The following is a 24,130-nucleotide window of genomic DNA, read 5'->3' as shown; positions in this document are numbered from 1 at the left end:
GACACATCTCTAGCAGCCATTTTACACATGCACATCAGACCAATAGGCTGCGAACACCGACCAAATGCCGATGCCATTGCCCGCTTCTAGCAGACGTATCGGACACCAAACAAAAATAAAGAAAGGTCCATCAATGCTGTCCAATCCTGAGTCTTTACAGTTTGCACTCGGCATGTTTTCGGCGGCCGGCGGCCCCGCATTTCCGGGTGTTGTAATCAACGAACGTGTTATCGCCTTGGAGGCATTGCGTCCTGCCTGCGCACGCCTAGGGGTTTATTTGCCTCAAGGTCGGGACCTTTTCGACATCCTCCAGGAATGGTCGAGCACAATGGGGGCTCTGACTCAAGTTGTGCAAGAAGTGGGCCTCGACCCCACGTTATCGGCCGTCGCTCTGCCTCTTGAAACATTGCTCGTCCATGCGCCTCTAGATCGCCCACGACAAGTGATTTGCTGTGGGGCCAACTACTTCAAACATGTCGTCGATTTGATTGTGGCCGGTGAGGTGGGCAACTCGCCAGAAACAGCGGGCATGGATAAAGATCAACTGCGTACCTACGCCCAAAACCTAATGAAGGAACGGTCTCTCCATGGCTCGCCGTATGCCTTTAGCAAGCCGGCCGCGACCATAACTGGCCCTTACGATCCAATCATCCTGCCCAAGCATGCGAAAAAGCCGGACTGGGAGCTCGAATTGGCCGTTGTCATTGGCAAAACTGCTCGTCATGTCAGTCGCGAGCACGCCTTGGATTACGTGGCCGGGTACACCATCGCCAATGATCTGACCAGCCGCGACCATATCTGGCGGCGCGATGATATGAAGGCCATGGGCACCGACTGGATTTCCAGCAAGAGCAGCCCGACCTATTTGCCGCTAGGCCCATTTGTGGTGCCCGCAATATTTATTACTGATCCGCAAAACTTGAGACTGACGCTCAAGCTCAACGGGGAAGTTATGCAAGATGAAGTGACCAGCGACATGATTTTCGACGTCGCCAGACAGATTGAATATCTCTCCGGACTCGTCCAATTAAATCCAGGCGATATTATTTGCACTGGTTCTCCTGCAGGTAACGGAACGCACTACAACCGATTTCTTCAGCCAGGCGATGTGTTGGATTGCGCTATCACCGGACTGGGCAGCCAACGCAACCTTTGCCTAAACGAACAGTAACAAGAGGAAATAGACAATGATTAATGGTATTGAAACGTTGTTATACGGCGTGGACGACGTTGAACTTTGCACTCGCTACTTCGTGGACTTTGGCCTGCCGCTTATTGAAAGTAACGAACACTATGCACACTTCCAGTTGGATGAAAGCTCTAACGTCATTATCCGTTCGATTAACGACCCGCTGATTCCTAAGAGCAGCATCGTCGGTACCGGCGTACAAGAAGTCATCTGGGGCGTCGACACTCAACACAATCTTGAGCGTTTGGTTAAAGAGCTTAGTGTTGATCGTGAAGTGCGTCTGGACGACGACGGTACTGCTCATTGCCTCACTGACGACGGTCTCGCTATCGGCCTGCGTGTTTACACCAAACGGCCTGTGGAGTCGGCGCCAAGCCCCATTAATTCCCCTGGCAACATCAATCGCATCAACCAACACAAGAAGTGGATCACCAAGGCCCGCCCCAAAGCCATCCAGCACGTGGTGTTTCAAACACCCAATGTTGAAAGCTCCTGGGCGTTCTTTCGTGATCGCTTGCACTTTCGCGTGACCGACATCCAGGCAGGTTTTGGCATCTTTGGTCGCGCCCCCGGCGCTCGTGACCATCACAATATTTACTTCATCAACGCCAACTTGCCTTTCAAGGGCCCGGACGTCTGGGGCATGGATGGGCTGTTGCGTTTCGACCACGCCAACTTCGGGGTCGACGATGTCGATGAAATCATGGTCGGCTCCAACCATATGCAGCGCCAAGGCTGGCCTAAATCACACTGGGGCTTGGGCCGTCACCGCATCGCCTCATCCTTGTTTATGTACCTGCCCTGCCCTACCGGTGGGCAAGCCGAATACGGTGCGGATTCCGACCACCTGGACGACAGTTGGGTGCCGCGAATTTGGAACCCCATGTTTGGTTTCTTCAGCTTCATCACCAACATGCAGCCCTTCATGATCGATGCGGCGCCGTGGGAATACATCTACGCGCCGGGCTATACCCCCGACGGTAAAGGGGTGAGCGGGCTCGGTGCTTATACAGGTGAAGCGATCTCCTTCAGAACACCTTGAGGAGAATGTCAGGCAGATGCCTTATCCACCTGCGGATGAGGTATCGCTGACGTTCATGTTTTGTCGAGCCCGTTAACAGGCAACACGACCGGCACATGTAAAAAGGGAGTTGGCTGTGCATAACACTCAGCAGTTCGCCTGCCGCATAGGAAATTTTTCAGTCGCCGGATGCGCCCCCTTTCCGGCGCTAATGATAGGTGAGCAAGCCATACCCGTCTCGGCGCTGCACCCACATGCTCAAGCGTTGAACCTGCCGCTTTCCGGCACCCACTCGATAGCGGCGCTGATTGAAAACTGGCCATTCAATCAATCGACACTCGTCCAGCTGGCCAAACATATCGAGCGAATTGGCTGGGCCGGTCCGACGCTACTACCCGGAGCCGCGGTAATGCATCCGCCCGTCTCGCCTCGTCAGGTGTTTTGTACGATTGGCAACTATCGCTCGCAACTCATTGAAGCTTTTCACGACAAGGCGCCGGCAGGCACCCCGTCTAACGAGACAGACAGCGCCGCCAAGGCTTTTATCGAAAAACGCCGCCAGGGCGAACCCTATATCTGTTCCAAGCTGCCGTCCGCACTGCTAGGGCCAACGTCTACTTTTTCGATAGCGCCTCACACCACCATGGCCGACTGGGAGGTTGAATTGGGCGTTGTCATCGCCAAGCCGGCACGCCATGTCACGGTCCGTGAGGCGAGGGACTACGTAGCGGGCTTCACCGTCGTTAACGACATTACGTTCCGCGACCGGGTTTTTCGCGCAGACCCTCCAGGCTTTGGCACCGACTGGCTACAGGCCAAAGATGCACCCGGTTGCCTTCCCACGGGCCCGTATCTGATCCCCGCTGATTGCGTCGCCGATCTCGGGCAATTGCACCTCTCGCTTCGCCTCAACGGCGAGACGATGCAGAGCGAATCGACCAGCGACATGATCTTCAGCGTGTACGAGCAGATCGCCTACCTCTCAAGCAAAGTCCAGCTATGGGCCGGCGACCTGATTTGCACGGGTTCTCCCGCCGGATTCGGCGCGCATTACGGCTGCTACATCGGCTCCGGTGATGAACTTCAGGCCAGTATCGGCGGCTTCGGCAGCCAACACATCACCTGCACATAATTTGACCGTGCAATAAACGGAAAATGAAATGAACAGCACCCACACACGTACCGTTTTACTAACCGATTTCGCCTGGCCAGATGATTCGGTCGAGCGCCAGATCATTGAAAAAGCGGGCTTCACGCTAGTCAGCGGACCCGCTAACCCGGCCCCAGCCGTGGTCATCGAGGATCTGGTTCGCAAGCATCAGCCCGAGGCAATCCTGACCTGCTGGGCTCAAGTTTCCGAGGCAGCGATTGAGGCAGCGACCAACCTGAAAATTGTCGCGCGCCTTGGCGTCGGACTGGACAACATCGCGGTCGATCAAGCCACCCGCAACGGAATCTGGGTCACCAACGTGCCCGACTATTGCGTCGAAGAAGTGTCTGATCACGCTGTCGGCTTGGCATTGGCCTGGACGCGTGGCTTGGTCAGCTTTGATCGCGAGGTGAGTCAAGGCCGCTGGAATCCGGCCGGCGCAGCATTGCGCCGGCTCAAGACCCTCACCGTCGGTATCGTCGGCTACGGGCGTATTGGGCGACGCACCGCGCAGAAGCTTCAGGCATTCAACCCGCGCCTGCTTGCATTTGATCCCTACCCTTCAAAAGAATCTGGAGTGGCGTTCGTCGAGCTCGATGAGCTGATGCGCCAGGCCGACGTCGTCATCGTGCACGCTCCGCTGACGTCCACAACCCATCACCTCATCAACCAGGAGCGCCTCGACCTGCTCAAACCTGGCAGCTTCCTCATCAATGTCAGCCGCGGTGGTGTTGTCGATACCGACGCGGTCATCCGCGCCCTCGAAAGCGGCCAACTGAGTGGCGCGGGCCTGGACGTACTAGAACACGAACCACAGGTACCAACAAAGTTGCTGCACCATCCCGGCGTAATCATTACCCCTCATGTGGCCTTTTCTTCCGATGCCTCGCTGGTGGAGTTGCGCCAACGCGCCAGTGAAGAAGTCGTTCGGGTGCTTCTGGGTGAACAACCACAGCAAGCCCGCAATCAGCTTTAAACAAAAAAATTATTAGGATCCCCCATGGCCAACCCAACTATTTCCTCCGTACATGCTCGCCAGATCCTCGACTCCAGAGGGCGTCCCACCGTAGAAGTCGACGTGCTTCTAAGCGATGGCAGCTTGGGACGGGCGGCAGTCCCGTCCGGTGCCTCTACCGGCGCGGCAGAAGCGCATGAACTGCGCGACGGCAATGCCAATTACTACGAAGGGCGCAGCGTGCTGAACGCCGTGGCGCATGTAAACGGTGAAATAAGCCGAGCCTTGGCCGGTAAGCTTGCTTTCGAGCAAAACGCAATTGACGCGCTGCTGCTCAACCTCGATGGCACCGCGCAACTCAAACGCCTCGGCGCCAACGCCATTCTGGGCTGCTCGTTAGCTGTGTGCCGTGCCAGTGCCGTAAGCGCCCGCCAGCCCCTGTACCAGCGCATCGCCGAACTGGCGGGCATTACGACGCTCAGCATGCCGATGCCTATGGTCAATATTCTCAGCGGTGGTTTGCATGCCGGGCGCGGGATGGATGTCCAAGATTTTCTCGCCATCCCGGCCAGTGCCACCTCCATGGAGGAAGCCATTCACAACGTATCGCGTATGCGCAGCGCAGCGACACGCGTAATGCAGCGCCGTGGCCTGACCACCTTGCTGGCTGACGAAGGCGGTCTATCCCCTGGCCTGAAAACAGGTCGTGAAGCGCTGGAACTCATGGTGGCAGCGGCGGAAGAGGCAGACCTCGAACCAGGCAAGGATATGGTCATCGCCATCGATGTGGCGGCCAGTTCACTAAAGGGGCCGAACGGCAGCTATCGCTTCGCCAAAGAAGGACGGGACCTGAACAGCGATCAAGTGATCGATATGCTGGACGGCTGGGTACGCGATTTTCCCATCGTGTCGATCGAAGACGGCCTGGACGAAGAAGACTGGCAAGGCTGGGTGAAACTCACCAGTTTGCTCGGCAACAAAGTGCGCCTGATCGGTGACGATCTGTTCAGCACCAATCTGGATCGCTTGCAGCGTGGAATCAATGGCGCAATCGCAAATGGCGTGCTGGTGAAGGTGAATCAGAACGGCACGCTCAGCGGCACCCTCGAGGTGATTGCCGAAGCGCGGCGTGAAGGCTACGCCCCTGTGGTGTCAGCGCGTTCCGGTGAAACCGAGGATGATTTTATCGCTGACCTGGCTGTTGGCACCGCGGCTGGGCAAATCAAAATTGGGTCGGTGCGCTGCTCGGACCGGCTATCCAAATACAACCAGCTATTACGCATTGAAGAGCAGAGTCGCGCCGCGTTTGCCGGCATGTCTGCCATTCGTATTGGTGTATGAGGACCCTGCCATGACCGGCCATTTCGTTGTTTCAACCGAACTCCGCGAATTCTTGATTCGCAGCAGCCTCTTATCCCCCACCCAAGCGATTACCTGGACTCCGCTCACAGGCGGCGTCTCGTCGGACATCTGGAAGGTTGAAACACCTGGACGCGTTCTGTGCATCAAACGAGCGCTGGCCAAGCTCAGAGTAGCGGCCGATTGGGAGGTGCCTGTTTCGCGCAATGCGTATGAATGGGAGTGGCTCAAGTTTGCTGCTACGCACGTCCCTCAAGCGGTGCCCGCACCGTTGGCTCACGATCCGGACGTCGGCCTGTTCGCTATGGAATTTCTTGCCGCAGAACAGCATCCAGTATGGAAGCAGCAGTTGCTGGATGGACACATAGAACCATCGGTGGCGCGGGAACTGGGATCTTTAGTCGGCCGGCTGCATCACACCAGTCGAAGATCGGCAGCTCTGGCGCAACGTTTTGCCACTGACGAAAACTTTGACGCCCTGCGGCTGGATGCTTACCTGCGGGCCACAGCCGTACGCCATCCGCAATTGGCCAGCCGGTTATTGGCGTTGGCCGAACGCACCGGTTCGATCCATACCGCGCTGGTTCACGGTGACGTAAGCCCGAAAAACATTCTGGTCGGGCCCAACGGACCCGTGATTCTGGACGCAGAATGTGCCTGGTATGGCGACCCGGCATTCGACGTCGCCTTTCTGCTCAATCACCTGCTGCTGAAGTGCTTGGTGAACCCACACCTGACTGAGGGTTACCTCGACAGTTATAGGCAGTTCTCCCTGGCTTACTTCGAAGCCACAGCGCCTGAAGACCGAGCGGACATCGAAGCACGGGCATCAACCCTGCTGCCGGCGTTGCTCCTGGCTCGTGTGGATGGGAAGTCGCCTGTGGAATACCTGTGTACCGAAGCGCCCAAAGCACTGATTCGCGCATTTTCTACACGGCTAATTCTGAACCCCAGTTTTGAATTGAACGATATCGCCAAACAATGGCAAGGTGTAATCGCTAGCGCCTGAGCACTGGGATCACAACAATAAAAAGGTGAACAACATGACGAACATCAAAGCCAAGAAGGTGCTCATTGTCGGCGGTGGCATCGGCGGGCTAACCGCAGCTATTGCTTTGCGCCAAGTCGGTATAGACGTCGATTTAGTGGAGCTGAAAGCGGAATGGAGCGTCTACGGCGTCGGTATTATTCAGCAAGGCAACGTGGTTCGAGAGATGGCACGATTAGGTATAGCCGATCAATGCCTAAGCCATGGCTACTCTTTCGACAAAGTCCGTATTTGCAATGCTCAAGGCAATGAATTAACCATTATTCCGGGCAAGCGCCTGGCCGGGGATGCGTTTCCTGCCAACATGGCGCTCCCGCGCATAGACCTGCATAACATCTTGCTGGAAAAGGCGACCCGCCTGGGTGCACATATCGAGCTAGGCGTTACGGTCGAGAGCTTTGAGCAGAAACCTGACGGCGTCTCCGTTTGCCTGACCACAGGGCGCATCAGCGAGTATGACTTGCTGATTGGTGCCGACGGCATCTATTCCAAGATTCGCGCGATGCTCCTGGGTGACCAGTTCAAACCTGTCTTCACCGGCCAGGGTGGCTGGCGCTGCAATATGCCACGCTTTCCTGAGATTGATTGTCTGACGGTATATCGTGGCGAACGAGGGGGGCAGGCTGGATTCTGCCCGCTCAAAGACAACCTCATGTATATGCTGCAAACCACTGCCGAACCTGGCAACCCGTGGTTCGATGCGAACGAGCTTCACACGTTGTTCAAGCAGCGCCTGGCTGAATTTGAAGGCCCTATCGCGCGTGCCCGTGATGAGTTCGTAACCGACCCCGCGCAAGTCATCTACAAGCCCTTTGAAACAATTTTTATGGAGCAGTGGCACGCCGGGCGCGTGCTACTGATTGGCGATGCGGTCCATGCCACAACTCCGCACCTCGGACAGGGCGCCGGCATGGCAATCGAGGACGCAGTGGTAATTGCGGAGGAATTGCAAGCCTACCCGGTAGAAAAAGCGTTGGAGCGCTTTATGGTGCGCCGGTTTGAACGCTGCAAATTTATCGTTGAGACCTCCCTGCAAATCGGCACATGGGAGATGGACCGAAGCCTACCGGCAGACTTCGACGGCGCAGTACGGCGCATGCTCGAAGTCACAGCGCAGCCGATTTAAGCGGAGAAAACTTTATGAGCGAAGACAGTCTTACCCCGCAAGAGCGCCATATCCTCGATCTGGAGAACAAGCGCTGTGCCGCCCTGGGCAGTGGCGATCTCTCTACACTCGGCCAACTGTTGTCGCGTGACCTTTTGCACGTTCACACCCGAGGCAACAGCGATAGCTACGAAAGCTATCTCGACTATATGCGCTCGTTTCTTGAAGTGTTGAAGGTCGAACGGGGGGAACTACGTGTGCGCATCTACGGCGAAACCGCGGTAATGACCGGCACCCAGGTCAACACCGCCCGCCTGCGCATTGGCGACCCGCAGGTCATGCGGATTGAATCCAAAGCCATGCAAGTATGGGCCAAAGAGGCCGACGGCCAGTGGCGCCTGGCCGCGTTCCAGGCAACGCCCATCGGCGTTCCGACGCCTGTCAACTAGCCTCACCACTGCTCTCTGGAACGGCGGGCTCGTTAGAGTTTCGCCGCTTCCTCAACCAAGACCTTGCGCAACCACACTAGAGCTGGATGGCTATCGCGATTTTTATGCCATTGCACCATCTGATTCAAGGCTGGGATCTTCATCGGCGCTTTTAATACACGCACCGGAAGGTATTGCGCAGCAAGGTTGGCCAGCCGGCGATGTACGGTAGCGATACGTTGCGTGCCAACCACCAAAACAGGCGGAGCGATCAGGCTGGTACAGATCAATTCGACCCGACGATTAACCCCATGTTGTTCAAGAAACCAACCATCAAAAGCGGCTACCCGGTTGGGCCCGAACTCTACGGAAATATGTCCGGCGTCGAGGTACTCCTCGAACAACAGCGTTTCGCCGATGGACGTATTGCCGGTCCAAACCAAACAGTCATAATTTTCTTCATACAGCTTTTCGCTGGGATGGTTGGCTGAGGCTACCTGCTCAGGCAGCACTAGCAGATCCAGCTCGCCGCGCTCTAGAGCATCAAGCGGTCGATCCTGTTGCGACAACACGTGCAGCCTGATATTCGGGGCTTCCAGCGCTATCCGTTGCGTAACCGCTGGCATCAACAGAATCAGCGTCAACTCGGACACCATGATTCGGTAGATATGGTCATCGGTCGCGGGATCAAACGTAGGCCGACTAACAATCTGCGATTCGATACTCATAAGCACCTCGCGCACGGGCTTGGCAATCGACTCGGCTAACGGTGTCAACTCAAGGTTGCGTCCCACCTGAATCAACAACTCATCATCAAAGTAAGCGCGCAATCGGCTCAAGGCACCGCTCATTCCTGATTGCGTCAGAAACACTGCTTCGGCCGCTCTACTGATGCTTCTATGCGCCAACATTGCGTCGAGCGCGACTAAAAGATTCAAATCCAGACTCTTAAAACGCATATAGCCTCCCCTTCACGGATTCGATGCCCGCGAGTTTTTTAGCCATCTTACACATACAACGAGTGACGGATAACAGGAGTCTGAACCGATCCCAGTTGCGTACATTGAAAAGAAGCTGTTGAGTGGATCTCTCCAACGCCTAGCAGCAGTGCCAGCCCTAGTGCGGCTTTTTGTAGTAACCCACCGCAACTAGGTAGTTGTCACTCTTTCGTACTAGCGCATACTTTTCTTCGACCTTGGAGGTCACTGGGTTTTTCCAGCGGTAGTCATAACTGGCGCTCGCCTGTTTGGCCATTTTTTCGAGGATCGGTCTACCCACTGCCCGGCCATTCGGATCTTTGATGGTGGCGAAGTCCACGCCAATTAGACGCGAGTTATAGCCATGGGCGACGTACCGGTGCGTGCTCACGTCGACAATAAAAAGATAGAGATCATCCTGGCGGAATTCCGCAGAAAGATTATTGATAGCCGCGATCGTTGCCGCCGGATCTTCCTTTAGCTTTGCGACGGCGTGGTCCAACAGCATCTGCGCCTGTTGTTTACTAGCCCGGGGAAGATAATGCCCCACCGCCAGAATCCGTTCACCTACGCGCTGGTAGTAAACCTGCTTGAGCTCGACCTTGCCATCGAGAGCATTCATCCACCGATATTCGGCTTTCTTGGCCACCCCTTCCGGGATTTTGAGTGCACTGGCGAATGCCTTCTGCAACTCCGGTTCCAACGCCTTGGAGACATTGCGACCAATCAAAACAGCTGACGCACCGCCGCTGGCCTGCATGATGCCGTTGGTATCAACGACAAACACGTAGCGCTCGCCGTCAATGAACTCACCTTGACGGCTGAAAGCAGCAAATGCCGCATCACCTTGAACACGGTAATACTCAACGGCGCTCTGCAGCAGCCGCTTTGCCTGCAGGGAGTCGTCACCGGATGTCTCGGCATGTGCCAGCAGGCTTAACGCCTGTATTACAAACAGGCCGAAGCCTCCCAATCTCGATACGCGCATTTTGATTACTCCATGGCTACAACCGACCACCCTGTTATGTGCTTAGAGAACGCGCACATCCAGCGTCACTCAACACGCCAATCCTCCCGACAATAGGCAAATAAGACTGGAAGGCGTGGGTGCTCCTTTTTTCTCGCGGTCAGAAAAAACACGCGCGCGCCTACTCCTCAAAAATGGCCACCGCACGAATAAAGCCAGCCGAGGCGTGTTTGATCTTGTACGGAAAACACGAAACCAGAAATCCGTGGTCTGGCAGTATTTCGAGATTGGCCAACTTTTCCATTTGTCCGTAGCCAATATCGCGCCCCGCCTTGTGCCCTTCCCAAATGATCGAGGCGTCGCCGCTGGCGGCAAACCGCTCGCGGGTGTACTTGAAGGGCGCGTCCCAACTCCAAGCGTCGGTTCCAACCACCCGCACCCCGCGTTCCAGCAGCCACAACGTAGCTTCGCGGCCGATGCCGACGCCGGCATCCAGATAGCCCGGCTGACCAAAAATCGCCCCGGCGCGGGTGTTTATCAGCACGATATCTAGCGGCTGCAGGACATAGTCGATACGCTCGAACTCGGCCGCCATCTCTGCTCCTGTTACTACGTGGCCGTCGGGCAAGTGGCGCAAGTCGAGCTTTACCCCAGGTCGTAGACACCAATCCAGGGGCAGTTCATCAATGCCCCACGCCGGTTTTCCTCCATCGGTGGTGGACGCGTAGTGCCAAGGTGCATCCATGTGGGTACCGCTGTGAGTGGTAATCTCCAGGCGTTCGGCAGCCCACGATTCATTGCCCGGTAGCTGACTCATTTCCAGGCCGGGAAACATCGCCGCCATCTCTGGCCAGCCTTGTTGGTGATCCATGTAATGAATCTTCGGCAGCAACGGTGGCGGATCGGTGTAAGGGTTGTTATCCAAGGTTACGGACAGGTCGACAAAGCGCTTTTTCATGGTTGCAAAATTCCTTCCGAATTTGCCGCCCGACGGCTGGCTATCACTGAGCTAAGGGTATTACGTAGCAGCCCGGCGGGGCTGCCGTCATGACGAAATCCCAGCGCTCGCGCTTGGGTCGTTTTGATTGGCGGGAATCTACCCAACACGTTTTCAAGCGCGGGGTCTGGTGCATAACTCACCAGCTCACGCCGTTCATTGCCGTAGCGGTTTGCCAGCGCAGTCACAACCTCTTCCACTGATAGGCGTAGCACGGGCAGCTGCCACACCCGGTCACGCGCAATAGTGCGGGTATCTAATTGCGCAGCGTGAAGCAGGTTGTCTACACAGCAAACCGCGGACATCCACCACGATGCGACTTGGGGCGATACGGGGCAGCGATAAGGTCGGTTGCTGGCAACCGAGTGCAGTAGCTCGCTCATAAATGCCGAACGCAGACCGTTGGATTCGTGCGGGTGAGCAACGATGGCCGGTAATCGCACAACGCGACCATCGACTTCGCCACGGCGCGCTAGGTCGCAGATCGCGGTTTCCACCATCAACTTATGCGCCCCATAGGACGTGTCCGGCCTGGGCAGCTCTCGCTCGCCCATGCGGGTGGGCAGCTCGGCACCATAGACCGCAATGCTGCTGGCGTAGACCAGTACGGTCGGACGCGACAACATACGCAATTGATCCAGCAATTCCAGACTGGCCATCAAGTTTACCTTGTTACCCAGAGAATAATTCTCCTCAGCCACACAACCTGGAATGCTGTCCAGATGAAACACTACATCAGCACCGTCCGCCAACGAACGGCGCAACAACGCAACGTCGGTTATGGTTCCGGTATAAGTACGCAGACGCGCATCGGAAGGCAGATCGCTCAGCTGTTGATCCAGTAATAACAGTCTGGAAATGGGCCGACCGTTCAGTTGCCCTAGCGCCAGCAGTCGCTGCACTAACGCGCGTCCGACCAACCCGTTTGCCCCTGTGACCATCACACGCATACTGCTCTCCTTACTGCACGGCTTCGGCCTGCACTACACGTTGATCGATCGCGGAAAATATCGACTGGCCATCTGCGCCAACAACCTCCATGCGCACGCGGTCGCCGAAGCGCATAAAGCCAGTTTGAGGTTCACCGTGGGTTATCATTTCGATGGCTCTGCGCTCAGAAATACACGCTGAACCGACGCTGCGATCGTGATTCGAAACCGTACCTGAGCCGATCAAGGTACCGGCGCCGAGACGGCGAGTCAGCGCGGCATGGGCGATCAGCTCGAAGAAGCTGAAGTGCATGGCGCCGCCGTTCGGGTGACCAAACCACTCGCCGTTCCATTCAACCTTCAAAGGCAAATGCACCCTCCCCTCCCGCCATGCCTCGCCCAGTTCATCGGGTGTGACGGCTACGGCAGCGAAGCTCGAAGATGGCTTGGCGTGCAGAAAGCCAAAGCCGGTTTTCATTTCCCGTGGCGCTAGAGCGCGCAGGCTGACATCGTTGAGTTGCAGCACCAACTTCACATGGCTGACGGCCAGCGTCGCGGAACAGCCAATTGGCACATCGTCTACCAGTACAGCGAACTCGCCCTCGAAATCGATGCCGTGGGCTTCGCTTGGCAAGACGATGTCATCCCGACCGCAGAGAAAATCATCACCTGCGCCCTGATACATCAGAGGCGTCTGTTCAACCCCTTCAATCGGATCCAGGTGAAAGGCCTTTTGCATCAGCTCACCGTGACTCAGAAACGCTGAACCGTCGCACCACTGATAGGCACGCGGCAAAGGTGCGGCAGCTTGCGCAGGGTCGAACGCAAATGCGCCGGCGGCCTGGCCATCATTGAGCTGGCCGTAACGTTCCTGCAGCAAGGGTTCAACCCGGCTCCAGTTTTCCACCGCGCTTTGCAACGTGGTAGCAATATCGCTGACATCCAAGGCCCGTTGCAGGTCGCGCGATACCACCACCAGCCGGCCGTCGCGGCTCGTGGACTTGAGGCTGGCTAACTTCATGGGCGTACCTCGTCGTTCTGTTCGGCGTTGGAGCGCCCACTCTGGAGCAAGCTATCGACGATCCGCCGCGCCCGGTTAGGTCCGACATCAACATGAATATCGATCATAGGCTGCACACCGAAACGCAGCAGATTGGCGTACTGGGCTTCAATGATTTGTTTGTCTTCATCGAAGGTCAGCTGGGTTTGTTCCAGCACCTTGCGCAAAGTCTCGTCCGGGTTTGAAACTGGATTGGTGGCCATGCTCCAGAAGTAGTGACAGCTGGTGGCGGTTTCCGGAGTGATGCCGTGGAAGCCACGCATATGGAAACCACCACGTTTGGGATCGTCCACTGGCTCGCTGCCGGCGTCCACGGCGCCTGTCCAGATTTTCAGGTGCGACAGGTGGAATTCGATTTCCTGCCAGCGATCAATTTTCCCTTTGAAAGGATACGCTGCGGTATAAGTCGGTGGAGGATCGGACTCCGGCATATAACGCACCACCCGTACCGACTCTTCATCGCCAGCGACTTGGGTCTGGGCGTTCATGTGGATACGGGCGTTGCCGCCGATAGTGTGCAAGTGCACATAACCCAGGTGGCTTAGGTCCAGCAAGTTGTCGTGGATAAGCTGCCAGGGGGCGTCATAGTGGTACACGTCACCGCCAAACAGGTATTCGCCGCTGGTGTGATGAGGATAGGCAGGCGGCTCGCGTAACGGAGCGGCCAGCACATCGTGGCCAAACCAAACCCAAAGAATCTGATCTTGCTCGCATATGTGAAACGAGCGCACTTTGGCTTTGCCCGGAATTTTCACCTGCCCTGGAATTTCCAGGCATTGGCCGGACGTGCTGTACAGCAGCCCATGATATCCGCAACGTACCCCCTGCTCTTCCACAGTACCCAGCGACAGCGGCACGGAGCGGTGACAGCAGCGATCTTCCAATGCCGCTACCTGACCGTTACCGGTTCGGAATATAACCAGTGGTTCACCCAACAACGTTCGCGCCAACGGCTTGTTATTGAGTTCCCAGGAAAAGCCCGCGACATACCACTGATCCAGCGGAAATGCGGCAGCGGGTTTGTCGTGTAGCGGATCAAACGGTTGGGTAACGTGAACACTCATCGTGGTTCTCCAGGTGGTCAGGCCAGACGGCAAGCCTGAGCAAAAGACAGACGCGGACCGGCCGGCCTCAACTTGCTCTGGTCGCCATAACCGAGGCTGCACAGAAAATTGCTTTTCCAGCGACCATCAGCAAAAAACGTGGCGTCTACCAGCGCGTTATCGAAGCCGGACATCGGACCACAATCCAGGCCCAAAGCCCGGGCCGCCAACATTAAGTAAGCGCCTTGCAAGCTGCTATTGCGCAGAGCAGCGACATGCGCCCCCTGAGGGTTGTCGCGATACGGAGCGCCCGCGTCATAGATGGGAAACAGCTCGGGCAGGTACTCGAAAAACCGGGTATCAAATGCCACGATGGCCGTGACCGGAGCCTGCAACATCTTCTCGCCGTTATGCCCCTTGAGGGCTGGCAACAACTGCTGCTTGCCAGCATTCGAGCGCACGAAAACAAAGCGCGCCGGACAACAGTTATTGCTGGTCGGCCCTTGCTTGAGCATGTCGTATAGCTGGCTCAGCAACGCGTCGGGCACCGTTTGATCACGCCAGCCATTGTGCGAACGGGCGCCGATGAACAGCTGCTCGATGGCTTCTTTGGATATAGGTTGAGTCATCACATACACCTTAAAGATCAAGGACAAGAAGGGCACTCTTGGCCCTGGAACAACACGGTGTGAATTGGTCATTACGAGCGTGTTCTGCATCGGTCATAAACATATCGCGATGGTCTGGCACACCTTCTAGAACGCGGGTTATGCAGGTGCCGCAAATACCTTGCTCGCACGACAGCGGAACATCGACGCCAGCGTCCAGCAGCACATCGGCAACGCTGCGATCAGCAGGCACGCGCAGACGCAGGCCAGAACTCGCTAGCTGGATTTCAAAGCTGTCGCTGTCGGCGGCGCCGGTCGGCGCCGCGGCGAAGTACTCACGATGCAACTGAGCATCTTGCCAACCCTGCTCACGGGCTGTTCCCAGCACATGTTCCATAAAGCCGGTGGGACCGCAGACGTACAGGTGATGCGAGGGATCGGCATTTGCCAACACCCGCGCCGTGTTCAGTCGCTGAATAGACTCGCCATCATCCCTATGAAAATGCACACAGGTTGCAAACCCTGACTCGCGCAGGCGCTCAACGAACGCCATTCCAGAAGCACTGCGCCCGCAGTAGTGCAGCTCAAACGCCTTGCCGGCATTTGCCAGACGTTCCGCCATGCACAGAATCGGTGTGATGCCGATGCCGCCGGCAAATAGAAAGCTGTATGCAGCCTCATGCTCCAAAGGGAAAAGATTGCGCGGCTCGCTGATACGCAACGTTGAGCCTTCTTTCACAACCTCGTGCATACCTTTGGACCCGCCACGGGAGTTGGGATCCAGCAGCACGCCAATCTGATAGCGATGGCGCTCTTCCGGGTGGTTACACAGTGAATACTGGCGCACAAGGCCATTGGGCAAGTGGACGTCTATATGTGAGCCTGCGCTGAAGGGCGGCAGGACTGATCGGTCAACCGCCGCCAGTTCAAAACTGTAAATGCCGTCAGCTTCACGCTGTTTGCGGGTAATTTGCACATCGATCATATGTTCATCCTCGTACTTAGCGCTCGGCTGCCTCGCCAGAAAGCCATTTCTGCGTCGCTCGTTGGCGCATTTGGTGATCGCCACCAAGGCATCGGGCTAGGCGAACCGCATATGTGTGTCAGGGGTTGTGGCGAGCCAGCGGCACGACCTTGCGTGAGCGCAGGCTCATGCACCCCAATGCCACCAGCAACTGCAACGCGCCGACCAGCATCAGGGCGCCAGGCAGCTCGCTGGTGTCACCCCGAGTGATGGCAAGGACCATAAGGGGGCTGATGAACTCGCCGGCAAAAATCGCGGCGGTGAAGCCGCCGCTGGCGCGTCCGCGATGGTGGAAATCAACCAGTGACATGACCCAGGTGATCAAGGTTGGCAGCATCAAGCCGATGCCCAAACCGTTGATCAGCACAGCCACGATTACCAAGGGATGATTTTGGGCGTAGGCCATCAGCAAATCGCCAATGGCGGCCATCGTAAAGGCCAGCAACAACAGCCGTTTTGGCGATTGGCTGCCCAGAAGCCGGAAGCTCAAGGCACCCGCTACTACACCCAGTTGGCTAGCCCCCATGGTCATGCCAATTTGCTGAGGCGCATCGACATGCAGCAGGTTAAGCAAGTAACCCACTTGAACCGGCACGACGAACAGACTCGCCCCCGCGAGCATGGTCATGCCATAGATCGGCAACAGCGCGGCCCAGGGAAAACGGCCGGTCGCCGCGGCGCCCTCCACCGCCGATCGTTCGCGTGGTTCCCACAAAAGAGCCGCCATCAATGGCAAGAACAACAGGCCGACGGTGTACAACGCAAAGGGCGTGCGCCAACCATTCTCACCCAGTAATCCGCCTACCCCCATGAACACAGCCGCCGACAGTGACGTTGAGACCATTTGCAAGGCAAACAGGCGTTCGCGCTTTGTGCCGTCGAAGTAGTCCCCCATGAGCGTTGTGCAGCAGGTCATGATCGCAGCCTCGGCTAGACCGATCCCGGCGCGGCTGATAACGATGGCTTTAAGTGACTCAAGCCACAGCGGCAATACCCCGCACAGCGTGTAGAGCAGCATGCCGCCCAGCAGTAACGACTTACGGCCAACCCGGTCAGCAATCACACCGGCAAAGGGGGCCAATAGGGCGATTACCAACGCCGGAAGCGTCAGTGCCACCGGTACTAGCACGGCCGCACCAGGGGTAGAGGAGAAATGTTCTTGCATGCGCGGCAGTACCGGTGCCAAAAGCACTGCGCCGAGCACCGGCAGACAACTGCCGAGTAATAACAGCAGCGACTGAGGTAAACCCGCCTGGCGTTCAGCAATCACGGTCAAGGTCCACCGAAATACTGCACATAGCAGCGCCATAGCTGGCCATGCCGGCGATCAATTCGTGCCTCATCATCTTTCCGACGCTGATCAAACACACCTTCATGTCGTTCATCACAAAGCCCTCTCTTGTTGTTATTGATGGCGGTGGCTCAGCGCCGCTGAACCAGTAGCAGGGATTCTTGCTGCCCCGTTGGGTACGGTTGCGTGACGGCGTCCAACGGAACATCATCGCGCTCGGTGCTTCGCGTGACGGTGGCCAGGCTCGCTTGGCCTTTGTATACGCGCTTGAGCGGCAACAGGAAGTAAGCCAGCGCCGGCAGCAGCACCAGCGCGCCCACCATGTTCCAAAGGAACATGAAGGCCAGCAGCACACCCATGTCGGCCTGGAACTTGATCGGTGAAAAGGCCCAGGTTCCCACGCCAATAGCGAGAGTCACCCCGGTCAGCATCACGACCTTGCCGGTAGAAACCAACGCGCGGTAATACGCTTGGGAAAGGCTTTCACCTTGGCGCATATGGCCGAGCAAAATACTCATCACGTAGAGCGCGTAGTCCACGCCAATGCCGACCCCCAGCGCAATGACCGGCAAAGTGGCGACCTTTACGCCGATGTTCAGCCACACCATCAGCGCCTCACAGAGCACCGAGGTAAGCATCAGCGGAATGACGGCACACACCGTGGCGCGCCAGGAGCGGAAGGTGATCAGGCACAGGAGGATCACGGCGCCGTAAACCCAGAACAGCATCTCGCGGTTGGCCTGCTTGACCACGATGTTGGTGGCTGCCTCGATACCGGCATTGCCGGCGGCAAGGAGGAACTGCACCTCGTCAGTGTTGTTGGCGGCGGCGAACTGCTCCACGTGGTCGACCAGCCGCGTCAGAGTTTCAGCCTTATGGTCGGTGAGGTATGCATACAGGGTCAGCAGGCTGCAATTTTCGTTGTACAAACCACGCGGCGCGCTGGCGGTGATCATGTTGAGCATCGCTTGGTTGTTCTGCAGCTCGTACCACTTCGGACTGCCTTCGCTCATGCCGACCAGCATGCGGCGGTTCAGCAGGGCTAAAGAGTTGGTGGCGTCCACCCCAGGCAGGGCACGCAGTTGCCAGTCCAGCGCATCGACCTTGTTAAGAATGTCGTAGCGCGCACAGGCACCGGCAGGGGTTTTGATCATCACCGCGAACAGGTCACTACTGGCCCCGTAACTGCGGGTCATGAATGCATCATCCTGGTTATAGCGCGAGTCTGGCCGCAGCTCCGGTGCTCCAACATTAAGATCACCGATGCTCAGTTGCAAACCAACGATAAACCCTAGCGCCGCGAGTGCGAGGCTGACGCCAATACACAAGCTTGCCCAGCGCCGCTGCGTGAACAAGTCGAGGAAGCGCCAAAAAAAGTGGCGGCTCTGTCCGGCGCTTTCGGCCTGCTCGCTTTTCAAGCTCAGCGTCGCGGCGCGCCCACTTACGCCCACATAGGACAGCAGCACCGGCAACAGAATGAGGTTGGTGAAGATGAGCACGGCCACGCCTATGCTGGCGATAACAGCAAGGTCCTGGATGACCTGGATCTTGATGATCATCAGCACGGCAAAACCGACCGCATCACACAACAAGGCCGTGAGTCCCGCTAGAAACAGGCGACGGAACGTAAAACGGGCAGCCACAACGCGGTGCATGCCGCGACCGATGTCCTGCATGATGCCGTTCATTTTCTGCGCGCCATGGCTCATGCCAATGGCGAAGACCAGAAAGGGAACCAACACCGAATAAGGGTCCAACTGGTACCCGATCAAGGGCAATAAACCGAGCTGCCACACCACTGCAATCAAGGAACATAGCACCACCAGCAAGGTGCTGCGCACACAGCGGGTGTACCAGTAGAGCACCACTGTGGTGATAAAAATGGCTATCGCAAAGAACAGCACAATCTGCTGCAGGCCTGCGATCAGGTCGCCGACTTTCTTGGCAAAACCTGTGATGTGGATATCGACGTTGGCGCTCTGGTATTCACTGCGCAGCGACTCCAGCTGCTCCGAAAGTGTCGTGTAATTGAGAGGTTTGCCATCCGTGGTGGTGGCCAGCAGGGGGACGTAGATGATGCTGGAGGTCTGGCTAAAGGCAACCAGTTGGCCAATTTCGTTGGACAGTTGCACGTTGCGTCGCAAAGCGGCCAGACTCGACGAGCTGCCGTCATAGTCATCGGGAATAACTGGGCCACCATCCAACCCCTCCTCCGTCACCGCAACCCACCTTGTAGCGGGTGTCCACAGCGACTTCATAAATGCGCGATCAACACCCGGCAGCAGATAAATCTTATCGCTCAAGGCCTGTAGGGTTCGCAGGTAGTCAGGGTCGTAGATATCGCCATTTTTATTGGCTACCGCGATGCGCAACGCATTGCCTAAACCACTGAGCTCTTGTTGGTGCTCAAGGTAGTTGGCGATATAGGGATGATGCGTGGGAATCATCTTTTCAAAGCTGGCGTTGAGCTCAACACGGCTGCATTGATAGCCGAGCACCAGGGTGGTCAGCAGGCAAAACAGCAACACCCAGAAGCGGTGATTGAACAGCGCCCGTTCAAGGATAGAGCCAGAGCGAGGATCAAACTGCGCGGTGGTTTGTTGGCCGTCGGCCAAGGTGGTACCAAAAACGTTCATAGCCTCACTCCGAAACAACATTAGCTGGCAGCGGCACACGCGTAAGCCCGCTAAATCCTGCAACAATCAGGCTTCCATCATCAGCCTGGATCACGCCGGCCACCGGCAGCCCCAATGGTTTGGTCAACGCACGCAGGGCATCGCCGCTGCGGCCGTCGCTAACGTATAAGCCCCCACCTTGATTGGCGAACAGCACCTGGCCGCTGGCCAAGACCACGGAGTCACTAAAGGAGATGGGTAACCCAACGTTGAGCGGTTGGAAGGTGTCGCCAGCATCGTGGCTGATAAATGCATTGCCTTTCAGGCCCGCAACCAACAGCGCGCCATCGGAGCGGCTTTGCGCTGTAAACAGACTGCCTCCATACGGACTTTCCAACTGCGCGAACGAGGCACCATCGTCATCCGACCGGGCGAGGAACCCTTGCTCACCGGCAACAAACCAGCGCTGCCCTTGCTGGCTGATAGCATACATATGCAGGTTCATCGGGTTGTCGATATGGCCCATGGTCGACGTCCAGGTTGCACCGCCATCGACGGTTTGCATCGCCAGGCCAAACGCGCCGACAATCAAACCGCGCTGGGCATCCACAAACTTCATAGCCAGGAACGGCTTGTCCGGACCATCCGCTACCAAGCGCTCAGCACTGGCGATTCGAGCTTCCGCTGCTGACGCATCGGTGGCGGCGGCCTGCTCATTGCGCGCAGCCGTCAGCTCGATCTGCGCCGCACGGGTACCGTCTAGTTGCAACGTCCAGTGCTCGCCCGCATCGGTCGTCGCCAACACCACACCCGCATGGCCTACAGCCCAGCCTTGGCGGTCGTTGACAAACTGCACAGCGCTGAGCGTGACCGATACCGGCACGTCGGCTTGACGCCAACTCTGCCCATTGTCGTCTGAGAGCATCACGATGCCGCGCTCCCCTACTGCGACGAGCCTCGCGCCGGCGCGCGCGAGGTCAAGCAGCACGGTTTTTTGCGACGGCGCAACATGCATCGCCGGCGTGCCCAAGGGCGACACCACTGCCGCGGTTTGAGCCACCCCCCACTGAGCGCTCAGCGACAACGCAACAGCCAGCAGCAACGAGCACCTTTGACGAATTCTTTTCATTAACTACCTCGGTAAATCATGTGCTGTGTCATTCGTGGCGGCGGGGACACCACGTCCCCGCCTCCTGCCTAGCAACACATGGCTCTTAACGCACTCCCTGCCCTGCCATCGCGTTTGGAGAGAACTCAGATTTTTTGTAGCGATCGACAATCGCGTACTGCGAGTTCTTGCCGCCAAAGACGCTTTGCACGAACCAGGTGCCGGAGGTCAGGTCGTAGAAACCTGAGGTCAGCTGTGCGACGGCGGGAAGATCAGGCATCACGGCCGGCAACGACCACAGGCTCTTGGCGAGTTGGCCATTGGCATCCCAACGGTCGCCTAACATGGCTTGCCAGGTATCTTCGTCGAGGTAGTAGCGACCCTTGGGAAGCTGGTGACGTTTGCCCGGCTCCAGATTGGCCTCCACCACCCAGACGCGGTGCAGTTCCCAACGTACGTAGTCCGGGTTCAGGTGGCTTTTAAGCAGCAAATCTTCAGGCTTTTGCGCGGTCAGCACTTTGTTGGCGTTGTAAGGGATATAAAGCTCTTTCTTACCCACCAGCTTCCACTTGAAACGATCAAGACGACCTTGGTACACGCTCAGTTCGTCAAACGACATTACCCCGGCGGTCGCTGGAGTCGGCGTGTCGCAACAGGCGTTCGGCAGCTTGCGCACCCGGCGTTGACCGGTCAGATAGACGTGCGCCTGGGACAGGTCGCCATTGATGTTGGTGCGGCCCACGATCTGCTCGCCGGCGCGCAACGGTGGCCCGACGTTGAGCAGACGGAACATCCAGTAGTCGCCGTCAAAGGTGTCGGCGGAGCCTTCCTGAAAGTAATACGGCATCTCCTGAATGGCTTTGCCGTCGGTGGTCATCACCTGATTCCCATCCGCCGTCATCAGGTAATGGCGAAAATCCAGTGCGATCGAGGTGCCCCGCCAATTGAGCAGGTGGTTCCACATTGCCTCGTCGCCGTTATGCGGCACCGGAAACGGGATACCGCCAAACGCACCCTGCGGGACCGGGCCAGCACTGCTATCAACCAGCTTGGCATTAGTAGCGTTCTTCAGGGTGTTGTCGTATACCCATTGCGGCGCAGCCGCACTGCGGTGGGTGGGGTAGATATCTAGGCGATAGGTTTGGGGGTACCGCTTCAACATCTCCTTGGTGCCGTCGCTAAGTTTGTCAGCGTACTTGTCCATGTTGGTCGAGTTGATGCTAAACAACGGTTTATCAGCTGCGAATGGGTCGCCGCGTTTACCGCCAGGTTGGAATGCCGGATCCACTTTGGTGTAACCGCCATCCCATGCCGGAATGGTGCCATCGGCATTGCCCGCCTTCTCTGCGCCAAAGGGCGTCAGGGTTTTGCCCAATGCAGCGGCTTCTTCTGGGGTGGCAGCAGCCAAAGCCAACGGAGCAACAGCGGCCAGTACGGTCAGGCACAAGGCCTTGAGGGTGAACTGAGTAGGCATGCGCAAGTCCTCTTAAAATGTGGTCTTGACGGAGAAAGACAAGTAGTCTCGGTCTTTCAGCGATTGCTTCATGATGAACTGGGTGGCTCCATTGAGGGCTGTGTCCTCGGCGCCGTAGTAATGCGTGTAGGTGAGGCCTGCGGTAACGCGGTCCAGGTAGGTGGCGGTAATGCCGATGTTCATATCGCCGCCGTTGTCCGGGCCGAACGCACCGATCACAGCGGATTTGCCCAGCGGGAAGTAGCTGATGCCGACCGGAACACTGATATCGATGCCAGAGAAAAACTGGCGGTAGGTCGGGGTGTAAACCACCTTGAAACCGAGACCGTCATCGGTGACATTCGGGTCCAGGGCGGCGCGGTTTTGAGTGACGTTCAGCAACCGGTTCCAGGCCATCTCACCGACAAGTCCCGACTCATTGGCAATGAAGTTCGGCCCGAAGGAAGCCAATACGTTGAGGTTGACGTGGGCAGTACGGCCGATGGCGTACAGCGGGTCGCTATCGTTATTGGCTTCAACGCCAGGCAGGACGGTTTGACCGTTGGAAACCAGCGGCATGTTCCAGCGCATCGAGGCTTCACCGGCGAAGCTGTATTCCTCGACGGTGGTAGAAAAACTCGCGCCCAGGGCCTGAATGTCTTCCGGGTACACCCAGTAGTACTCACCGATTTGGCCGGTGCTGAAGTTCGGCACACTAGTAGAAGGTTTGAGGTACAACTTGGGGGTTTTGTCGTGGTACTGGATCGCATAAAGGCCGTATTCGACCGTCTCCGCGCTGAATTTCAGCTGCAAGCCGCCCTGCCCCGAACTTTTTGCTTCCTTGTCATTGCCGTGGAAGAACGCCGCCGGGCTGCTGGCATTGCCACCGAGGAATGCTGGGAAGGGTGCCCCCACGATCAAGCGTTCGTTGCCTTCACCGATGATGTCACTTGTGGAGAAATAACTGCCGGCGCCCGGAAGACGCGTTTCTTCCCATTCCAGTTGGTAGAAGGCGCCGAGCGACACGTCGTCGGTCAGTTGAAAGGTCCCCGACAGCTGATTGACCGGACGGGTGATTTCCTTGAACTGGGTGTTAGGGACGGACTGCGCCTTGACCACGTCGACCGGCCCCATGCCACCGGCTATGCCGTTGGCACCGAAGAACAGACTCTCGCCCCAGATCAACCCGTGGCGCCCGGCGCGCAATGACGTGGAGTGATCGCCCAACTCGCCGTTCCAGTACACAAACGCATCAAGTAATTCGCCGTCACCGCCGTGCAAGTGGCGGGTGTCATCGGTAAATTCGTCATAGGGCACCGAACGCGCGTTGGCACGTGGCGGATCAGTGTTGTCGTTGTCTTGCTGATATTCGGTGTCGTACCAGGCGGCGCCACTGAGGCGCGCGCCGACGTTTTTGAAGGACATATCCAGTTCGGAAAGGATATCGGTACGGTTAGAGATCAGGCCCTTTTTGAAGGCCCGATCACCGTCGTCCTGATTGAGTGCCACCTGCCCATCAACGAGTTTGCTACTGGGGTTTTGGGCGCGCCAAGCGGCGCTGTACTTGACCGTGTTATCCCAACGCAGGCTGAAGTCCGGGTTGCCGGTGTCCACCTGAAACGCCATAGCCGCTGGCGCGCCAAGCACCAAGGCAGCAGCCAGCGTCAGACGATTGGGTACGCGCCGCGGAACGGCGACCTTGCGAATCGACATCGAAGTAACCCTCTTTATTGTTTTTGTGTGGCGGATCGTCTGCATAACCGTCCCGGCATCGGTATCGAGCCCATGAAGGGATGGCGGTTG

Annotated in this window: 21 protein-coding genes; 8 read left to right on the top strand and 13 right to left on the bottom strand. The window is 57.3% G+C overall.

The features are described 5' to 3' along the window. Nucleotides 1–133: 133 nt before the first annotated feature. The 8 genes from PMI22_RS22620 (at nucleotide 134) to PMI22_RS22655 (ending at nucleotide 8,276) form a co-directional block, all read left to right on the top strand. Nucleotides 134–1,171: a fumarylacetoacetate hydrolase family protein gene (locus PMI22_RS22620; protein ID WP_007943873.1), complete on the top strand. Its 1,038-nt coding sequence runs from the start codon at nucleotides 134–136 to the stop codon at nucleotides 1,169–1,171. A 16-nt stretch (nucleotides 1,172–1,187) separates the two neighbouring features. Next, nucleotides 1,188–2,231, top strand: coding sequence for a hypothetical protein (locus tag PMI22_RS22625; protein WP_007943872.1), 1,044 nt, complete (start codon nucleotides 1,188–1,190; stop codon nucleotides 2,229–2,231). A 115-nt stretch (nucleotides 2,232–2,346) separates the two neighbouring features. Continuing rightward, on the top strand, nucleotides 2,347–3,342 hold the full coding sequence (locus tag PMI22_RS22630) for a fumarylacetoacetate hydrolase family protein (protein WP_007943871.1): 996 nt from the start codon (nucleotides 2,347–2,349) through the stop codon (nucleotides 3,340–3,342). A gap of 28 nt (nucleotides 3,343–3,370) precedes the next feature. After that, on the top strand, nucleotides 3,371–4,336 hold the full coding sequence (locus PMI22_RS22635) for a C-terminal binding protein (protein ID WP_007943869.1): 966 nt from the start codon (nucleotides 3,371–3,373) through the stop codon (nucleotides 4,334–4,336). Nucleotides 4,337–4,360: 24 nt separating this feature from the next. After that, nucleotides 4,361–5,656, top strand: a complete 1,296-nt coding sequence (eno, locus tag PMI22_RS22640; protein WP_007943868.1) for a phosphopyruvate hydratase — start codon at nucleotides 4,361–4,363, stop codon at nucleotides 5,654–5,656. Between the two features lie 10 nt (nucleotides 5,657–5,666). Continuing rightward, nucleotides 5,667–6,683: a phosphotransferase family protein gene (locus PMI22_RS22645; protein WP_007943867.1), complete on the top strand. Its 1,017-nt coding sequence runs from the start codon at nucleotides 5,667–5,669 to the stop codon at nucleotides 6,681–6,683. A 34-nt stretch (nucleotides 6,684–6,717) separates the two neighbouring features. Next, on the top strand, nucleotides 6,718–7,848 hold the full coding sequence (locus PMI22_RS22650; protein ID WP_007943866.1) for an FAD-dependent oxidoreductase: 1,131 nt from the start codon (nucleotides 6,718–6,720) through the stop codon (nucleotides 7,846–7,848). Nucleotides 7,849–7,862: 14 nt separating this feature from the next. Continuing rightward, complete coding sequence (locus PMI22_RS22655) at nucleotides 7,863–8,276, top strand: nuclear transport factor 2 family protein (RefSeq protein ID WP_007943865.1); 414 nt, start codon at nucleotides 7,863–7,865, stop codon at nucleotides 8,274–8,276. A 32-nt stretch (nucleotides 8,277–8,308) separates the two neighbouring features. On the opposite strand, the gene PMI22_RS22660 is transcribed toward PMI22_RS22655, so the two are convergent. The 13 genes from PMI22_RS22660 to PMI22_RS22720 all read right to left on the bottom strand — a co-directional run bounded on the left by PMI22_RS22660 (nucleotide 8,309) and on the right by PMI22_RS22720 (nucleotide 24,040). Further along, nucleotides 8,309–9,214 carry a LysR family transcriptional regulator gene (locus PMI22_RS22660; protein ID WP_007943864.1) on the bottom strand — a complete coding sequence of 302 codons (906 nt, stop codon included), beginning with the start codon at nucleotides 9,212–9,214 and terminating at the stop codon, nucleotides 8,309–8,311. 157 nt (nucleotides 9,215–9,371) lie between these two features. Beyond that, a complete protein-coding gene (locus PMI22_RS22665) occupies nucleotides 9,372–10,220 on the bottom strand; it encodes a cache domain-containing protein (protein ID WP_007943861.1) in 849 nt (282 codons plus the stop codon). A gap of 160 nt (nucleotides 10,221–10,380) precedes the next feature. Beyond that, the gene (locus tag PMI22_RS22670; RefSeq protein ID WP_007943860.1) at nucleotides 10,381–11,157 is read right to left on the bottom strand and encodes a cyclase family protein; all 777 of its coding nucleotides are present in this window, start codon (nucleotides 11,155–11,157) and stop codon (nucleotides 10,381–10,383) included. Further along, a complete protein-coding gene (locus PMI22_RS22675; protein WP_007943859.1) occupies nucleotides 11,154–12,146 on the bottom strand; it encodes an NAD-dependent epimerase/dehydratase family protein in 993 nt (330 codons plus the stop codon). The genes PMI22_RS22670 and PMI22_RS22675 overlap by 4 nt, the downstream gene beginning before the upstream one ends. 10 nt (nucleotides 12,147–12,156) lie before the next feature. Then, entirely contained in the window at nucleotides 12,157–13,146 is a 990-nt protein-coding gene (locus PMI22_RS22680) for a fumarylacetoacetate hydrolase family protein (RefSeq protein WP_007943858.1), read from the bottom strand. Then, the gene (locus PMI22_RS22685) at nucleotides 13,143–14,249 is read right to left on the bottom strand and encodes an aromatic ring-hydroxylating dioxygenase subunit alpha (protein WP_007943857.1); all 1,107 of its coding nucleotides are present in this window, start codon (nucleotides 14,247–14,249) and stop codon (nucleotides 13,143–13,145) included. Before PMI22_RS22685 ends, PMI22_RS22680 begins: the two co-directional genes overlap by 4 nt. Nucleotides 14,250–14,266: 17 nt before the next feature. After that, on the bottom strand, nucleotides 14,267–14,857 hold the full coding sequence (locus tag PMI22_RS22690; RefSeq protein WP_007943854.1) for a malonic semialdehyde reductase: 591 nt from the start codon (nucleotides 14,855–14,857) through the stop codon (nucleotides 14,267–14,269). Nucleotides 14,858–14,867: 10 nt separating this feature from the next. After that, nucleotides 14,868–15,821, bottom strand: coding sequence for a PDR/VanB family oxidoreductase (locus tag PMI22_RS22695; protein ID WP_007943853.1), 954 nt, complete (start codon nucleotides 15,819–15,821; stop codon nucleotides 14,868–14,870). Nucleotides 15,822–15,939: 118 nt separating this feature from the next. Further along, complete coding sequence (locus PMI22_RS22700) at nucleotides 15,940–17,130, bottom strand: MFS transporter (protein ID WP_007943851.1); 1,191 nt, start codon at nucleotides 17,128–17,130, stop codon at nucleotides 15,940–15,942. A 152-nt stretch (nucleotides 17,131–17,282) separates the two neighbouring features. After that, nucleotides 17,283–19,787, bottom strand: a complete 2,505-nt coding sequence (locus PMI22_RS22705) for an efflux RND transporter permease subunit (RefSeq protein WP_007943848.1) — start codon at nucleotides 19,785–19,787, stop codon at nucleotides 17,283–17,285. Between the two features lie 4 nt (nucleotides 19,788–19,791). After that, a complete protein-coding gene (locus PMI22_RS22710; RefSeq protein ID WP_007943847.1) occupies nucleotides 19,792–20,895 on the bottom strand; it encodes a WD40/YVTN/BNR-like repeat-containing protein in 1,104 nt (367 codons plus the stop codon). Nucleotides 20,896–20,980: 85 nt separating this feature from the next. Further along, a complete protein-coding gene (locus PMI22_RS22715) occupies nucleotides 20,981–22,348 on the bottom strand; it encodes a DUF1329 domain-containing protein (protein WP_007943846.1) in 1,368 nt (455 codons plus the stop codon). 12 nt (nucleotides 22,349–22,360) lie between these two features. Then, nucleotides 22,361–24,040 (bottom strand): DUF1302 domain-containing protein, encoded by a 1,680-nt coding sequence (locus PMI22_RS22720; protein ID WP_007943845.1) that lies wholly within the window; start codon nucleotides 24,038–24,040, stop codon nucleotides 22,361–22,363. Nucleotides 24,041–24,130 lie beyond the last annotated feature (90 nt).

This window comes from Pseudomonas sp. GM21 (genome assembly GCF_000282215.1).
In the GTDB taxonomy this organism is placed as follows: domain Bacteria; phylum Pseudomonadota; class Gammaproteobacteria; order Pseudomonadales; family Pseudomonadaceae; genus Aquipseudomonas.
Note: the sequence above shows the minus strand (reverse complement) of the source record. Positions and strands in the feature narration are given on the sequence as shown.

Bases quoted from the DNA above. Each gene is read 5' to 3' on its own strand.
- PMI22_RS22620 (WP_007943873.1), top strand. From the start codon at position 134: ATGCTGTCCAATCCTGAGTCTTTACAGTTTGCACTCGGCATGTTTTCG.
- PMI22_RS22625 (WP_007943872.1), top strand. From the start codon at position 1,188: ATGATTAATGGTATTGAAACGTTGTTATACGGCGTGGACGACGTTGAA.
- PMI22_RS22635 (WP_007943869.1), top strand. From the start codon at position 3,371: ATGAACAGCACCCACACACGTACCGTTTTACTAACCGATTTCGCCTGG.
- eno (WP_007943868.1), top strand. From the start codon at position 4,361: ATGGCCAACCCAACTATTTCCTCCGTACATGCTCGCCAGATCCTCGAC.
- PMI22_RS22645 (WP_007943867.1), top strand. From the start codon at position 5,667: ATGACCGGCCATTTCGTTGTTTCAACCGAACTCCGCGAATTCTTGATT.
- PMI22_RS22650 (WP_007943866.1), top strand. From the start codon at position 6,718: ATGACGAACATCAAAGCCAAGAAGGTGCTCATTGTCGGCGGTGGCATC.
- PMI22_RS22655 (WP_007943865.1), top strand. From the start codon at position 7,863: ATGAGCGAAGACAGTCTTACCCCGCAAGAGCGCCATATCCTCGATCTG.
- PMI22_RS22660 (WP_007943864.1), bottom strand. From the start codon at position 9,214: ATGCGTTTTAAGAGTCTGGATTTGAATCTTTTAGTCGCGCTCGACGCA.
- PMI22_RS22665 (WP_007943861.1), bottom strand. From the start codon at position 10,220: ATGCGCGTATCGAGATTGGGAGGCTTCGGCCTGTTTGTAATACAGGCG.
- PMI22_RS22670 (WP_007943860.1), bottom strand. From the start codon at position 11,157: ATGAAAAAGCGCTTTGTCGACCTGTCCGTAACCTTGGATAACAACCCT.
- PMI22_RS22675 (WP_007943859.1), bottom strand. From the start codon at position 12,146: ATGCGTGTGATGGTCACAGGGGCAAACGGGTTGGTCGGACGCGCGTTA.
- PMI22_RS22680 (WP_007943858.1), bottom strand. From the start codon at position 13,146: ATGAAGTTAGCCAGCCTCAAGTCCACGAGCCGCGACGGCCGGCTGGTG.
- PMI22_RS22685 (WP_007943857.1), bottom strand. From the start codon at position 14,249: ATGAGTGTTCACGTTACCCAACCGTTTGATCCGCTACACGACAAACCC.
- PMI22_RS22690 (WP_007943854.1), bottom strand. From the start codon at position 14,857: ATGACTCAACCTATATCCAAAGAAGCCATCGAGCAGCTGTTCATCGGC.
- PMI22_RS22695 (WP_007943853.1), bottom strand. From the start codon at position 15,821: ATGATCGATGTGCAAATTACCCGCAAACAGCGTGAAGCTGACGGCATT.
- PMI22_RS22705 (WP_007943848.1), bottom strand. From the start codon at position 19,787: ATGAACGTTTTTGGTACCACCTTGGCCGACGGCCAACAAACCACCGCG.
- PMI22_RS22710 (WP_007943847.1), bottom strand. From the start codon at position 20,895: ATGAAAAGAATTCGTCAAAGGTGCTCGTTGCTGCTGGCTGTTGCGTTG.
- PMI22_RS22715 (WP_007943846.1), bottom strand. From the start codon at position 22,348: ATGCCTACTCAGTTCACCCTCAAGGCCTTGTGCCTGACCGTACTGGCC.
- PMI22_RS22720 (WP_007943845.1), bottom strand. From the start codon at position 24,040: ATGTCGATTCGCAAGGTCGCCGTTCCGCGGCGCGTACCCAATCGTCTG.